The sequence below is a fragment of the Nocardiopsis sp. CC223A genome (assembly GCF_030766825.1).
Classification (GTDB): Bacteria; Actinomycetota; Actinomycetes; order Streptosporangiales; family Streptosporangiaceae; genus Nocardiopsis.
This window is the reverse complement of sequence record NZ_JASFDV010000004.1, coordinates 27,577-41,917: the sequence shown is the minus strand read 5'-3', so window position 1 is coordinate 41,917 and position 14,341 is coordinate 27,577. Positions and strand designations below refer to the sequence as shown.

The following is a 14,341-nucleotide window of genomic DNA, read 5'->3' as shown; positions in this document are numbered from 1 at the left end:
GGAGTGTTGTGGCGACACGCCGTTACTCCACCCTCTCGCCCCGGTACAGCACCTCGGCGACCGAAAGGTCGTCCGCCAGCACCAGCAGGTCGGCGGGCGCACCGACCTCGACCCGGCCCGCACCGGACAGCCCCAGCGCCGCGGCCGGGACCGACGAGGCCGAGCGCACCGCCTCCGGGACGTCCACGCCCAGGCCCTCCACGGCGTTGCGCACCGCCTGGGGCAGCACGATCGTGCTGGAGGCGATCGCCCCCGTCTCCACCAGGCGCGCCTCGCCGCCGCTCACCCGCACCCGCAGGTCGCCCAGCGTGTACTCGCCGTCGCCCAGCCCGGTCGCCGACATCGCGTCGGTCACCAGTGACACCCGCCCTGCGCCCGCCGCCGCGAAGACCAGCCTCGCCGCCCCGGGGTGGACGTGGACGTTGTCCATGATCAGCTCCACGGTCACCCGCTCGTCGCCCAGCAGCGCCGCGATCGGGCCCGGGTCGCGGTGGCCCAGCGGGCGCATCGCGTTGTAGATGTGGGTGGCCACCGTCGCGCCCGCGTCCACGGCCGCCAGCGTCGTCTCATAGGACGCCTCGGTGTGCCCCACCGCGGCCACCACTCCGGAGGAGGCGGCCGCCCGGACCAGGTCCAGGGCGCCGGGCAGCTCAGGCGCCACCGTGATCATCCGGACGTGCCCGCGGCCCGCCTTCAGCCAGGCGTCGAACTCGGCGGTGTCCGGGTCGCGCAGCAGGTCCGGGTCGTGCGCGCCGCACTTGGACCTGGCGATGAACGGTCCCTCCAGGTAGATCCCCGCCAGCTCGCCCGCGTCGCACAGCTCGGCCAGCGCCGCCACCTGGCGGACCGTGTCCTCCGGGGTGGCCGCCACCAGGCCGCCCACCATCGCGGTCACCCCGCGGGAGCGGTTGAACCGGACCGTGGCCAGGGCGCCCTCGGGGTCGGCGTCGGGGAAGGCGTGCCCGGCCCCGCCGTGCACGTGGACGTCGACCAGGCCCGGGGTCACCCAGGCCCCGCCCAGATCACGGACCTCTCCGGCGGGCGTGTCCGCGGAGTCGGGCTCCAGGGCGGCGATCCGGCCCTCCTCGATCCGGACGCGGCCCCGGTGGACGCCGTCGGGGGTGACCACTCGCGCGCCGGTGAGCGTGACGGGGTCGTGCACCATGTTCGTGACTCTCTCTCGCGTCGAACCCCGTGCGCAGGGCATGTGTGTCGCACATTACATTCGCGTGACCGGGCTGCCGGGAAGCGGACCGTGCACCTCCGCTCCGGCCCGCACACCCCCTGCGGAGCTGGGAAATCCCGATCCTCGGGACGCCTGTCCGAAAGGTGGACCGTCCGATCCGGGGCGGAACGGATCCCGGGCGGGTCGCCGGTACGCATTGACGATAGCGGCCGCGTCGCCCCATGATGGAGGCATGTCCGCCGGTGAGCTGCTTGTCCAGCGCCTGCACGTCGATCTCCGACAGCAGGCGAGCGCGCTCTGTCGTAGCTAGCGCCAAGCGGGGCCTCGCGCCCCGCGCCACGGGTGTACCCCGTGGTCCGACCTTCGCAGACACCGGACGCTCATCTTCTCCCAGTTCTGGGTCCCGGACCGTGCATCGGTCCGAGGGAGCACCCCTGCCAGACCCGACACACCACGTCTTGGACGACGAGGTCCGCGCACCGTGTCGGTAAGGGGAACGACGGTCCTCTCCGGTGTCACCGAACCGCAGTCCCCACTGTCGGGGAACCAGGTCCCGATCACCGCCCCGACGGTTCCTCCGGTCGATCCCGGCTCGCTCTGACCGAACCCAGGAGTTCTCGCATGACCCGCTTCACCGTGCTCGTCGCCGCCCCCCGTTCCCGCGCCTCCGTCCGCTCCGCCGCCCTGGCCGCCGCCGCCGAGGTCGCCGCCCGCGCCGGCGTCACCGAGGCCCCCGAGGTCATCGACCTCGGCGACCTGGGCCCGGAGCTGCTCTCCGACTCCTCCGCCGCCGTCGACGGCGCCCTGGAGAAGGTGAGCGAGAGCGATGTCCTGCTGGTCGCCTCCCCGCAGGCGCACGGCACCTACACCGGACTGCTCAAGGTCTTCCTCGACCGCCTGCCCGAGCTGGGGCTGGGCCACACCGTCGCGGTGCCCCTGGCGATCGTCGACGACCTGCGCAACAGCCGCGGCATCGAGGAGGACCTGCGGGTCCTCCTGGCCGACCTGGGCGCCTGGGTCGCCGAGCCCGGCCTGGTCCTGGCCGAGGACGAGACCGATCGCCCCGAGAGCGTGGTGCGCGCCTGGGCCGACGTCGCCGCCCCGGGCCTGCGCCGGGCCGTCTCGGTCGCCGTCTGACATCCGCCGGCCGCCGGGGCCCGTCCGGGGTCCCGGCGCCGCCGTGTCAGCCCTCGACGAGGGAGGCGGCGCGCTTGCGGCTGGTGTCGGCCTCGGCCCGGGCCACGTTGCCGCGGACCAGCACCACCACGACCAGGGTCAGGGCGAAGCCGCCGATCCGCAGGCCCAGCAGCACCGGGTCGTCGGGCAGGTCCTCGCCGAACAGCAGGGTGCCGGCCACGACCATGAACACGTTCCCGACCACGTTGGACACCGGTGCGGTGATCGAGGCCCGGGAACGTTGCAGAGAGGTCTGGAACAGCACGATCCCCACCGCCCAGCCCAGGGCGTACAGGTAGGGGAACGGGGAGAGGAGCGCGGGGACGACCGCGTTCCACAGGCCGTGGTCGCTGAGCAGCCCGCCCAGGCCCTTGCCCTGGAGCCCGGCGCTGCCTTGGGCGAGCCCCGCGGCGGCGCCCATGGCGGCGGCCGACACGTACCGGCCGCGGCCGCCGACGAACGCCATCACGGCGACGCAGGCGATGACGGTGGTCACGCTGACGCCGACCAGCAGCGGGGTGTGCGCGGTGGTGCCGGTCTCGCCGCCGTCGGCGGTGGACAGGCCCAGCAGGCCCAGGGCCACCGGCATCAGGCCCAGGGCGACGTACTCGCCGCGGGTGATGCGCTCGCCCAGGACGAGGGTCGTCACGAGCAGGCCGCAGGCCACCCCGGCGGCGAAGGCGGGCTGGACGACCGACACCGGGGCCAGGCCCAGGGAGACGATCAGGCCGACGCTGCCCAGCGCCGCGAACACGCAGCCGAGCACCCAGCGGGGGTTGCCCAACAGGACGCGGGCCAGGTGCAGGGGGCGGTTGACGGAGATCGACTCCGAACCGTGCAGCGCCCGCTGCTCCACGGTCAGGCCCACGGTGTAGACCACGGCGGCCAGCAGGGCGACCACGAGTCCGATCACGGATGCGCCTTTCGGATCGGGGAGGGCGGCGGGGGCGGGAGGGGGGTGTCGCGCCGGGTACGGGGTGCCGCTAACGTCGTGTTCTGCGGCCCTCTCCTCCTGGACGGGGTGTGCTCGGGTTGACGGCCTCCATATAACCAGTTCTAGTCTGGTGTGGCCAGCTTTGTGTCGCGCCCGTCACCCCTTACCGCAGGTAGAGAGTGCGGCGGGTGTTGATATAGAACACGTTCCGATACCGCTGTGGCGGTGGAATTGGGGAACGGTGCGGGAGCCGGGTGAGCCCGAAGAGGACGCCTCCGCATCCTCTTCGGCGGAGGGCGGAGCCGAGTCGAGTGCTGTCCGGGCTCCGCTGCGGGAGACGCTCGCCCGCCGCCGCGACGCCCTGCGCGCCGCGCTCGCCGAACGCCTCGCCCACTGGCGCACCCTCACCTGGCAGGACGTCAGCTGGCGCACGCTCACCTGGCGCGGACTGGCCGCCTGGCGCCACCGGGGTTCCGGGACCCCCCGTTTCGAACCCGGACCCCTGGGCCTGCTCGGCGTCATGCTGGCGGCGATGGCCGTCACCCTGCTGTTCATCCAGGTCGGTTCCCCGGGGCTGACCGGGGAGGACGGCCCGGCCGCCGACGGTCCGCTCCCGGTGCCCGGGCCGCCCCCGGGCGAACTGAAGGTGATGGTCGTCGGGGACTCCCTCACCCAGGGCAGCAGCGGTGACCACACCTGGCGCTACCACCTGTGGCGGCACCTGACCGGGAGCGAGGTCGCGGTCGACTTCGTGGGCCCCTACGACGACCTCTACGACCTGGCCGGCGAGGAGTTCGGCGACGACTCCTACGCCGCCCCCGACTTCGACCGCGACCACGCCGCCCGCTGGGGGCACTCGGCCGGCGAGCTCTCCGACGAGGTGTCCTTGCTGGCCGCCGAGTACGAGCCGCACTACCTGCTGCTGCTCTCCGGCCTGGAGGACATCCTGGCCGGCGGCAGCGCCGACCGCGCCCTGGAGGGGGTCGGCGAGACCATCTCGACGGTGCGCGTGGTCCGGGGGGAGACGCGGTTCGTCGTGGGCGAGCTGCCACCGGTGGAGGGGACCGCCGACGACGCCCGGGCCAACTCCGAGATCGCCCGCTTCAACATGGGCGTGGTCGCCCTGGCCGAGCAGCTGACCTCGGCGGACTCCCCGGTCGTCATCGCCCGGGTCGCCGACGGGTACTCGCCCGCCCGGGACAACTGGGACCAGGCGCACCCCAACGCGCGGGGGGAGCTGCGCATCGCCGCGGCGTTCGCCGACGCGCTCGCCGACCCCCTGGGGGTGGGGCCGGCCCACCCGCGGCCCCTGCCCGAGACGGAGGTCGGTCCGCTGACCGCGCCGGCGCCCGAACCCGAGGAGGGCGAGGACGGCCTGGTGCTCAGCTGGGCGGCGGTGCCGGGGGCGACCGACTACCGGGTGATCCAGCGCCGGGTGGGTCCCGACCCCGACGGCGAGACCGTGCTGCCGCTGGAGATCGAGGAGGACGGCGGGAAGCGCTCGGCACTGGTGGAGGGGCTGTTCAGCGGGGCCCGGTACGAGTTCACCGTGATCCCGTTCAAGGGGCGCGACTCCGGTGAGGCCTCCGAGCCCATCCAACTGGTGTGGCGCGAGGACCCGCCGCCGGGGCCCGACCGGATCCGCCTCCAGGACGGCGGTTCCACCCTGGTGTGGGAACAGGTGGAGGACACCACCCACTACGAGGTGTGGGTGCGGCCGCTGGACTGCACGTTCGCCGACGACCGGCGGCCCCCGGCCGACACGACCGACGGGGCGCGCTCGCCCGACGACGGGTCGGAGGAGCCGGCGCCGGACGGGGGCGACCCCAGCCCCCGGCCGCCCGGCCCGCAGCCGACCCCGACGCCCCGGCCCGAGCCCGAGCCCGAGCCGCCGGTGTCGCCGCCGCCCGGGGAGCCCCGGTGCGAGCGGCGCGACGACCGGGGTCCCGACGGCGGCGAGGGGTGGCGCACCCTGGGCTCGACCGGTACGGAGTCGCGGTGGACGGTGACGGTGTCGGGCGACTACGAGATCGTCGTGCGGTCCCACCGCGACTACGTCGAGGGAGGGTTCTCCGACTCGATCCTGACGGCGCGTCCCTGAGGTGTGGTCGTACCGGTGAGGAGGGCGCGCATGTCCCGCTGGCTGCCCTGGGCGGTGGGTCTGGTCGCGGCGGTGCTCGCACTGGGCCCGGCGCTGGGGCGCGGCTACGTGCTGCGCTACGACATGGTGTTCGTGCCCGACCTGTCGCTGCCGACGGTGCTGCGCGGCGCGGACGGGTTCCCCCGGGCGATCCCCAGTGACGCCGTGGTGGCGGCGCTGTCGTGGGTGCTGCCGGGGGGCGTGGTGCAGTCGCTGGCGCTGGCGGCGGTCTTCGTCGTGGGCGCGGCGGGTGCGGCCCGGCTGATGCCGTCCCCGGCGGCCGCGGTGGTGGCGGGTGCGGCGTACGTGTGGAACCCGTTCGTGGCCGAGCGCCTGCTGCTGGGCCAGTGGGCGATGCTGCTGGGCTATGCCGGGCTGCCCTGGGTGGTGGGGGCGGCGCGCGGGCCGTTGGCGGGTGTGGTGCGTTCGCTGGTACCGGCGGCGGTGGGCGGGTTCTCCTCGGTGGTGCTCAGCGCCCTGACGGCGGGGCCGGTGGCGCTGTGGGGGCGCGGCGGACTGCGCCGCGGCGGGTTCTTGGCGGCGGCGCTGGCCGTGGTGTCGCTGCCCTGGCTGGTGCCTGCGCTGACGGCGGGTGCGGCGGGTGCGACGACCGACCCGGCCGGGGTGGCGGCGTTCGCGCCGCGGGCCGACACCCCGTTGGGGACGGCGGGGTCGCTGTTCCTGCTGGGCGGGGTGTGGAACGCGCACGCGGTCCCGGCGGGGTACGGGGATCCGGTGGCGGCGGCCCTGCGTCTGGCACTGTGCCTGGCCGCGGTCGCGGGTTGGGCGTGGTGGCTGTACCGGGACCGTCCGGAGTTCGGCCCGGGGCTGACCGCGGCGGCGGTGCTCGGGTTCGGGGTGGCCCTGCTGGGCGCCACCGAGCCGGGCCGGGGCGCGCTCGCCTGGCTGATCGGCCTGTGGCCGGGGTTCGGGCCGCTGCGCGACGGCCAGCTCTACGTGGCGCCCCTGGCGCTGGTGCAGGCCCTGGGGCTGGGCGCGGTGGCCCTGTGGCTCTCCCGGCCCGCCGTGGGGGCCGCGGCGGCCTCCGGTGCCGGCGAGGCGGTCCGTGGTACCGGGGAGCGGGTGTCGGCGGCCGGGCGGATCGCGGGGGCGGTCGCGGTCGCGGGTCTGGCGCTGCTGCCGGTGGTGGCGCTGCCGGGGCTGCTCTGGGGCGCGCGGGGGGCGCTGGCACCGGTGGAGTATCCGCGGGACTGGTCGGCGGCGCAGGCGGCGGTGGCCGCCGACGACCGGCCCGGGGCGGTGCTGGTCCTGCCCTGGAGCGCCTACCGGGGGATCGACTGGTCGGGTGGGCCCGTGGTGGTGCTGGATCCGGCGACCAGGCTGTTCGACCGGCGCACCGTCTGGAACGACGACCTGGCGGTGGGCACGCCCGACGGCGGGACCGTGGTGGTGCGCGGGGAGGACGAGCGGGCGCGGGAGGCGGCCGGGGTGCTGGAGCCCGATCCCCGGACCGGTCTGCCGGAGTCCCTGGACGCGGCCGCGCTGGCGGGTCTGGGTGTGCGGTACGTGGCGGTGTCCGCCCCGGTCGATAACCGGTTCTGGTCTGATGCGGACGGGTTCTCGGTGGTGGTCGAGGGGCCTGATATGACCCTGTTGGAGGTGCTCGAAGCCCCGATCAACACCGAAGAAGCGGACATTCCGGGGTTGGAAGTTACCTGTGGGTTAGTTACAGTTGGGGCAATCATCTGGTCTGTAGGTAGATCAGGTTCTAGTCTCGGGTTCCAGCGCACCGGCGTCGAACGGCGTCCGGGCGCGCGGAAGGAGATCCCCTAGTGATCAAGGTAATCGCCGCCTGCGTGATCGGTGCGGCTCTGGCTGGCGGGTCGGCCTACATGGTCACCAACATCGCCACCGAGTCCACCGCCACCGCGGAACCGGTGAACGAAACCCTCTACAACTACGGCGACCGCTAGTCCGGTCCGCCCGAGTTCGTCGAGGTCCTTCGGGCGCCTCGCCCCCAGCGGGGCGCCCATCCGTTCCCTCGCCCCGGCGGTCCCCTGTCCCGGCCGCCACCATCCCCACAGACGTCCGGTCGATGGGCCTGTTCGGCGTGCGCACCGCTCTTCCCGTGCGCCATCGCTCTCCGTGTTGTCTTGAATTCGGAGGGTGTCGAGCGCGCCGGGTCCCGGACACCCCGCGGAAGGAGAGCGCGTGGTCTTCTCGAAGGTCCACCACCGAGGCCTGCCCACGGTCACCGCGAACCCCGCCCCGGTCCCGGCGGCCGCCGAGGAGGACCCCATCGACCCCGGCCCCCGGCTCGACGGCGTCCGCCTGGTCATGATCAACTGGCGCGACCCCTGGCAGAGCGCCGCCGGCGGCGCCGAGGAGTACGCCTGGCGGATCAGCCGCCACCTGGCCGAACGCGGTGCCATCGTCACCTTTCTCACCAGCCGCGAGCCCCACCAGGCCCGGGTGGAGACCAAGGACGGGATCGTCATCCGCCGCATGGGCGGCCGGTTCACCGTCTACCCGCGCGTGATGGCCTGGCTCGCCCTGTGGCGCCGCGAGTACCAGCTCGCCTTCGACTGCATGAACGGCATCCCCTTTCTGTCCCGCCTGGTGCTGCGCCGCCGCACCAGGGTGGTCAGCGTCGTCCACCACGTCCACGACCTCCAGTTCAACGCCTACTTCTCGGCGCCGCTGGCATGGTTCGGGAGGTTCGTCGAGTCCACCGTCGCCTCGTGGGTCTACCGCGGCTGCACCACCGTCACCGTCTCGGAGTCCTCCCGCCGCGCCCTGCGCGAGAAGCTGGGCTGGCGCGCGCCCATCGAGATCATCCACAACGGCGGTGTGCAGGGCCCCCTCAAACCGCTGGACGACGCCCCCGAGGACATGGGCGACCCGGCGATCGTCAGCCTGGGGCGCCTGGTGGTGCAGAAGCGCGTCTCCCAGGTCGCCGACCTGGCCCGCACCCTGGAGGGGGAGTACCCCCGGCTGCGGATCCACATCGTCGGCCGCGGCCCCGAGGGCGGGCACCTGGCCGCGCAGATCTCCCGGGACGGCACCGCCGACCGGGTCCGCCTCCACGGGTTCCTGCCGGAGGAGGACAAGAACAGCGTCCTGACCTCCAGCCACCTGCACGTCACCGCCTCCGAGTTCGAGGGGTGGGGCCTGACCGTCATCGAGGCCGCACGCCTGGGCGTGCCCACCGTGGCCTACGATGTGGACGGACTGCGCGATTCGGTCCGCGACGGCGAAACCGGATGGCTGGTGCGCGAGGGTGAGGAACTGGCCGACGTCGTCTCCCGGGCGTTGAAGGAGCTGTCCGACCCCCACCGCAGAGCCGCCGTCCGCCGGGCCTGCCGGGCCTGGGCCGACCGCTTCACCTGGGAGGCCAGCGGCGCGGAGATGACCCGCCTGGTCGCCCGCGAACTCGATCTCCCCGGTGGCGCGGACGCCCCCGACACGACGTCAGGCAGGGAAGCAGAGAAGTGATTTCGGCGGAATCCACCGCCAGGCGCGGACCGGAGGATTCCAGGACACCGTCCCCCGCCCCCGGGGGAGTGGACGAGAAGCTGCTGCGGCGGCTCAAGGTCCTCGCGGTGTGCCTTCTCCTGGGCGCGCTGGCGGCCAGCATCGACCCCGGTCGGATCGTCAGCGACACCAAGCTGGACCTGACGGTCAACCCCCTGGGGTTCATGGAACGCGCCCTGCACCTGTGGGACGCCTCCTACTTCGGGCAGATCCAGAACCAGGCCTACGGGTACTTCTTCCCGAACGCGCCCTTCCACCTGCTGCTGGAGTGGCTCGGCATGCCCGAGTGGCTCGTCCAGCGCTCGTGGATGGCGGTGCTGCTGATCGCCGCGTTCCTGGGCGTGTACAAGGTCGCCGAAGCGCTGGACATCGGCACCGTCAACACCCGCATCCTGGCCGGCGTCGCCTACGCGCTGGCCCCCCGGGTGCTGACACTGCTGTCGTACAACTCCGCCGAACTACAGCCGATGCTGCTCATGCCGTGGGTGCTGCTGCCGCTGGTCCTGGGCGCCCGGCGCGGGTACCCGCCGGCCCGGATGGCGCTGCTGTCGGGGGCGGCGTTCCTGCTGTGCGGCGGCACCAACGCCGCCTCGGAGCTGGCCGTCCTCATCGTCCCCGGCCTGTACCTGATCACCCGCGCCCGCGGCCCGCGCAAGCGGCGGATGATCCTCTGGTGGTCGGTCGCGCTGGTCGCCGCCACGTTCTGGTACATAGCGCCGCTGCTGCTCATGTCGCGGTACGTGTACTCGTTCATGCCCTACACCGAGGACGCCGCCGTCACCACCGGCATCACCTCGCTGCTCAACGCGCTGCGCGGCACCTCCAACTGGATGGGCTTCCTGCCGGACCAGGGCAACACGGCGCTGCCCTCGGGCGCGGCCCTGTCGCTCACCCCCTGGCTGATCGCGGTGACCGCGCTGGTCGCCGGGCTGGGCCTGGCCGGGCTCATCAACCGGCGCACCCCCGAACGCCTCTTCCTGGTCACCACCCTGCTCACCGGCACGGCGATCGTCGTCGCCGGCTACACCGGCGACCTCACCGGCCCGTTCGCCCAGACCATGCGCGAACTCCTCGACGGCGCGCTGGCCCCGTTCCGCAACGTCCACAAGTTCGACGCGCTCATCCGGCTGCCGCTGGTGCTGGGCCTGGCGCACCTGCCCGTGGTGGTCGCCCGCGACCGGGCCGACCGGCGCGGCGAGCCCGTCTCGGGCCGGGTACGGCGCACGGTGGCCGCCGTGTGCGCGACCGCGTTCCTGGTCACCCTCATCCCCATCGCCACCGTCGGCGTTGCCCCGGCGGGCGGGTTCACCGCCATCCCCGGGTACTGGCGCGAGGCGGTGGACTGGCTCGACGACCGTTCCGACGAGCGCGGCATGACCATGGCGCTGCCCGGCTCCGGGCGCGGGGAGTACGAGTGGGGCCGCCCCCTGGACGAGCCCCTGCAACCCCTCCTCGACGGGGCCTGGACCAACCACCAGATCATCCCGTGGGGTTCGGGGGGCGTCTCCCGGCTCACCCACGAGATCGACCAGCGGGTGTCCTCCGGGCGGGGCTCGGCGGGGCTCTCCGCCACCCTGGCCCGGATGGGCGTCACCCACCTGCTGGTCCGCAACGACCTCCAGCGCGTGGACAACCACGGCGGCTGGCCCGCCCGGGTCCACCAGGCGCTGAACTCCTCGCCCGGCATCACCCCGGTGGCCGAGTTCGGGGCGCCCATGGGCTCCCTGGACCACCACTCCGCCTCGCAGTGGTTCGACCAGCCCTACCCGGCGCTGACGATCTACGAGGTGGAGGACGCCGCCCCGATGGTGGGCGTGGTGCCCGCCGGCGAGGCGGTCCGGGTCACCGGCGGCCCCGAGTCGCTGCTGTACCTGGCCGAGCAGGGGCTGATCACCGACGACCGGCCGGTGCTGCTGGGCGACGACCCCGGCGCCGAGCAGGTGCCTGCGGAGAACACCATCGTCACCGACACCGCCCGCCGCCGCGAGGTCGTCTACCCCGACGTCCGCCGCAACGTGTCGGCCACCCTCACCGAGGACGAGGAACTCGAACGCGACGTGCCCGCACCCGACATCGTCGACCCGGCCTGGGAGGGCTACACCGCCCACGCCGAGGACATCGGGATCGCGTCGGTGCGCGCCTCCTCCTCCGAGGCGGGCGCGGGCGCCCGCGCCGCCGACCGCGACCCCGGGCACGGCCCGCAGGCCGCGCTCGACGACGACCTCACCACCTCGTGGCGGTCCAGCGCCTTCACCGGCGCCCTGGGCGAGTGGATCGAGGTCGAGTTCACCGAACCCCAGGACCTCACCGGCCTGACGGTCGCGTTCGAGCAGTTCGCCAACGACCCGCCGCCCTCCCGGATCAGCGTCGTCACCGACACCGGCGAGGTGGACGCTCCGGTCGCCCAGACCGGTGACCCCCAGGAGGTCATGGTCCCGCCCGGGGCCACCACCACCCTGCGGCTGCGGGTGGACGAACTGGCCTGGGAGCCCGAATACCGGTTCGGTACCCGGGTGGGCGTCACCTCCATCTCCGTGCCCGGCCTGGAGCCCGCCCGCACCCTGCGCGTGCCCGGCCCGACCGACGCCGGGACCCTGCTGTTCACCGGGTCCACCGGCACCGCGCCCGGGTGCATGGAGGGCTCCCACGTGTGGGTGTGCAACAGCGGCCTCCAGGTGCAGGGCGAGGACGCCCGCCGCCTGGACCGCACCTTCGGCCTGTCGGGGGCCGCGGCCGCCGCCCCGCACTCGGTGTCCGGCGAGGTCGTCCTCACCGACCCGCGCGAGGCCGAGAACGCGGCCAACCGCGCCGGGACGTACCCGTACGTCACCTCCTCCTCCACCGCCGTGCAGCACCCGGCGGCGATGGGCCGCGGCGCCCTGGACGACGACGAGGGCACCGTCTGGTACCCCGACCCCGAGGAGAAGCACCCCTGGCTCGACATCGAGCTGGGCCGGGCGGTCGAGCTGGGCCACCTCGCGGTGGACTTCCCGCGCGCCGACAGCGTGCTGCGCCCCATCAAGGTCACCGTCGAGGGCGGCGACACCGTGCGCGAGGGGTGGCTGGACGGCAGCGGCCGGGTCGACTTCGCGCCGTTCGTCGCCGACGAGCTGCGGATCACGTTCGAGCGCCCCGAGGGCCAGGCCCTGGAGATCGGCACCATCACCCTGCCGGGCGTGGACCCGGTCGACCCGGTCCCCGACGGCGACGCGTCCACCGCCTGCGGCCTGGGCCCCACCCTGCGGGTCAACGGGCAGCGGGTGGAGACGCGGATCAGCGACGGCACCCTGGCCGACCAGCTCACCGGGCGGCCGCTGCGCTACGAGAGCTGCACCGCACTGGACCTGGTGGAGGGCGAGAACCGCATCGTCGTCGACCCCGGCAACCGGTACGAGGTCCGCTCCGCCGTGGTGGCGTCGGGGGAGTCGGCGGCCGAGCGCCCCGAGGTCTCCCTGACCGCCCCCGCGACCGTTCACGAGTGGGGCCCCGGGGAGCGCCGCTTCGACGTCGAGGCCGTCGGCGCCGACTCCTTCCTCGTCGTCAACGAGAACTACAACGAGGGCTGGCAGGCCCGCCTGGAGGGCGGGGAGGTGCTGGAGCCGATCCGGCTGGAGGGGTGGAAGCAGGGCTGGCTGCTGCCCGAGGGCAGCGCGGGCACGGTCACCCTGACCTACACCCCCGACGCCGCCTACCACCGGGCCCTGATCGCGGGCGGCGTCCTGGCCGCACTGCTGGTGGTCGCCGCCCTGTGGCCGCGTCGGCTGCTGCCGGGCGGCCGCGGTGCCGCCGGGGCCGTGCGCGGATCGCGCGCGCTGCCCGCGGCCGGGGCGGCCCGGCCGTCGCGGTGGCTCGTGCTGCCGCTGGGCCTGGTGTACGGGGTCTGGGTCGCCGGCGCGGTCGGCGCCGCCCTGGTCGGCGTCATCCTGCTGTGCATGTGGTGGCTGGGCCGCCGCGCGCCCGCCCGGCTCCGGCACGCCAAGCCGGGGAGCCCGTCCATGGGCGGCCGGGTCCTGCCCTCCCTGGCCGGGCCATGGCCGGTGGCGGTGTCGCTGGGGCTGGCCGGGCTGTCGATGGCGGTGGGCACCCACCTGGCGATCCACATGCCGTTCCACGACGTCACCGACCTGGTGGGCCGGCCCCTGCGCGGCTGGGTCGCCCAGCTGCTGTGCCTGCCCGCGCTGGCCCGCCTGGTGCTGGCCCTGGGACAGCGCCCCGACCCGTCCCGGGCGGACGCCCACCCCCGGAAGGCGGGCGGTCGGAGCGCCTCCGGTCCGGGGGCCGCACAGCGGTCCGGGCCCCGGACCCGGCCGCGGAGCGGCAACGGCTCCGGCCCCGACCCGGTGGCCGGCGGCCGGGAGAGCGACCACGAGGAGGCCCGCACATGAGCGCGGACGACACCGCGGGGCGGCGCCCCCTGCCCCGGGGCACGTTCCCGGCCGCGATCGGCGCCTTCCTGCTGACCCTGGCCGCGATGCTGCCGCTGTACGTGTACGACCGGGTGGCGGTGCTGCCCGCCCAGGGCCGGTTCGAGGTGACGATGGTCGCCGACGGCGCCGGGTACCTGGACACCTCCCGGTGGGTGTGGGTGGACGGGGTGCGGATCGTCCGCAACACGTCCGTCGGCGCCCAGGCCCACGGCCCGGACTGGTCGGCCTGGGAGATGTCGGTGGACACCGTCGTCGAGGGCGCGATGATCGACCACTGGAGCCGTCGCACCATCGTCGACCGGGGCACCGGCCGCGCCGTCAACTGCTGCGGCGAGCACGTGAACGGGGACCGGGCGGTCCGCCAGGCCGGGCTGGTGTTCTCCTGGCCCCCCGGGGTGGGGGAGGCCGACCACCCCTTCTACGACGCCGAGGTGCGGGCCGCGCCCGTCATGGAGTTCCAGGGGGCCGACGAGGTCGCCGGGATCACCGTGCGCCGCTACACCCAGGAGATCCCGGCGACCCAGGTGCCCGAGTCGGCCCGCGAGGTCCCCGCGTGGCTGTTCACCCCCGGCGCGGAGGGCACGGTCACCGCCGGGCGCTGGGTACAGGTGATGCGCACCTACTGGGTGGAGCCGGTGTCCGGCACGGTCGTCAACACCCACGAGGCGCGGCTGGAGACACTGCGTCCGCAGAACGCCCCCGGCGAGGTGTACCTGCTGTACGCCGAACTGGGCCTGCGGGAGAACCAGATCGTGGGCCGCGCCGAGCAGGCCCGGGTGCGCTCGCTGCTGCTGCGTTCCCTGGACTCGTGGGCGCCCTGGGCGCTGGGACCGGTCGGCGGCCTGCTGCTGGCCGCCGGGGGGGTGATCGCCCTGCGCGACCGCTCCCGGGACGCGGACCGGAACGGTCCCGGCGACGCGGAGGAGGCGGGAGCGCCCGCGGATTCGGATGCCACGGGCGGGGAGCGGGTGCCGTCGGCGTAG

9 protein-coding genes are annotated in these 14,341 nt (G+C 74.4%); 7 read left to right on the top strand and 2 right to left on the bottom strand.

Annotation, left to right across the window (positions count from 1 at the left end; all coding sequences use genetic code 11):
• Positions 1–22 precede the first annotated feature (22 nt).
• On the bottom strand, positions 23–1,165 hold the full coding sequence (gene nagA, locus QJS33_RS02680; RefSeq protein ID WP_306366222.1) for an N-acetylglucosamine-6-phosphate deacetylase: 1,143 nt from the start codon (positions 1,163–1,165) through the stop codon (positions 23–25).
• Between the two features lie 642 nt (positions 1,166–1,807).
• On the opposite strand from nagA, the gene QJS33_RS02675 reads away from it, so the two are divergent.
• Complete coding sequence (locus QJS33_RS02675) at positions 1,808–2,323, top strand: NADPH-dependent FMN reductase (RefSeq protein WP_306366221.1); 516 nt, start codon at positions 1,808–1,810, stop codon at positions 2,321–2,323.
• Positions 2,324–2,369: 46 nt separating this feature from the next.
• Here QJS33_RS02675 and QJS33_RS02670 read toward each other — a convergent pair whose 3' ends face one another.
• Positions 2,370–3,275, bottom strand: coding sequence for a hypothetical protein (locus QJS33_RS02670; RefSeq protein ID WP_306366220.1), 906 nt, complete (start codon positions 3,273–3,275; stop codon positions 2,370–2,372).
• A 541-nt stretch (positions 3,276–3,816) separates the two neighbouring features.
• On the opposite strand from QJS33_RS02670, the gene QJS33_RS02665 reads away from it, so the two are divergent.
• The 6 genes from QJS33_RS02665 to QJS33_RS02640 all read left to right on the top strand — a co-directional run bounded on the left by QJS33_RS02665 (position 3,817) and on the right by QJS33_RS02640 (position 14,341).
• Positions 3,817–5,397 carry a GDSL-type esterase/lipase family protein gene (locus QJS33_RS02665; protein ID WP_306366321.1) on the top strand — a complete coding sequence of 527 codons (1,581 nt, stop codon included), beginning with the start codon at positions 3,817–3,819 and terminating at the stop codon, positions 5,395–5,397.
• A 30-nt stretch (positions 5,398–5,427) separates the two neighbouring features.
• Entirely contained in the window at positions 5,428–7,230 is a 1,803-nt protein-coding gene (locus tag QJS33_RS02660) for a hypothetical protein (RefSeq protein ID WP_306366219.1), read from the top strand.
• Positions 7,230–7,370 carry a hypothetical protein gene (locus tag QJS33_RS02655; RefSeq protein WP_220565106.1) on the top strand — a complete coding sequence of 47 codons (141 nt, stop codon included), beginning with the start codon at positions 7,230–7,232 and terminating at the stop codon, positions 7,368–7,370. Before QJS33_RS02660 ends, QJS33_RS02655 begins: the two co-directional genes overlap by 1 nt.
• Positions 7,371–7,608: 238 nt before the next feature.
• Positions 7,609–8,892, top strand: a complete 1,284-nt coding sequence (locus tag QJS33_RS02650; protein ID WP_306366218.1) for a glycosyltransferase family 4 protein — start codon at positions 7,609–7,611, stop codon at positions 8,890–8,892.
• Positions 8,889–13,316 (top strand): alpha-(1->3)-arabinofuranosyltransferase, encoded by a 4,428-nt coding sequence (locus tag QJS33_RS02645; protein WP_306366217.1) that lies wholly within the window; start codon positions 8,889–8,891, stop codon positions 13,314–13,316. The genes QJS33_RS02650 and QJS33_RS02645 overlap by 4 nt, the downstream gene beginning before the upstream one ends.
• On the top strand, positions 13,313–14,341 hold the full coding sequence (locus tag QJS33_RS02640; protein ID WP_306366216.1) for a DUF3068 domain-containing protein: 1,029 nt from the start codon (positions 13,313–13,315) through the stop codon (positions 14,339–14,341). The genes QJS33_RS02645 and QJS33_RS02640 overlap by 4 nt, the downstream gene beginning before the upstream one ends.

Coding starts and splice junctions, on each gene's coding strand:
- QJS33_RS02660 (WP_306366219.1), top strand. CDS start 5,428: ATGTCCCGCTGGCTGCCCTGGGCGGTGGGTCTGGTCGCGGCGGTGCTC.
- QJS33_RS02640 (WP_306366216.1), top strand. CDS start 13,313: ATGAGCGCGGACGACACCGCGGGGCGGCGCCCCCTGCCCCGGGGCACG.
- nagA (WP_306366222.1), bottom strand. CDS start 1,165: ATGGTGCACGACCCCGTCACGCTCACCGGCGCGCGAGTGGTCACCCCC.
- QJS33_RS02665 (WP_306366321.1), top strand. CDS start 3,817: ATGCTGGCGGCGATGGCCGTCACCCTGCTGTTCATCCAGGTCGGTTCC.
- QJS33_RS02675 (WP_306366221.1), top strand. CDS start 1,808: ATGACCCGCTTCACCGTGCTCGTCGCCGCCCCCCGTTCCCGCGCCTCC.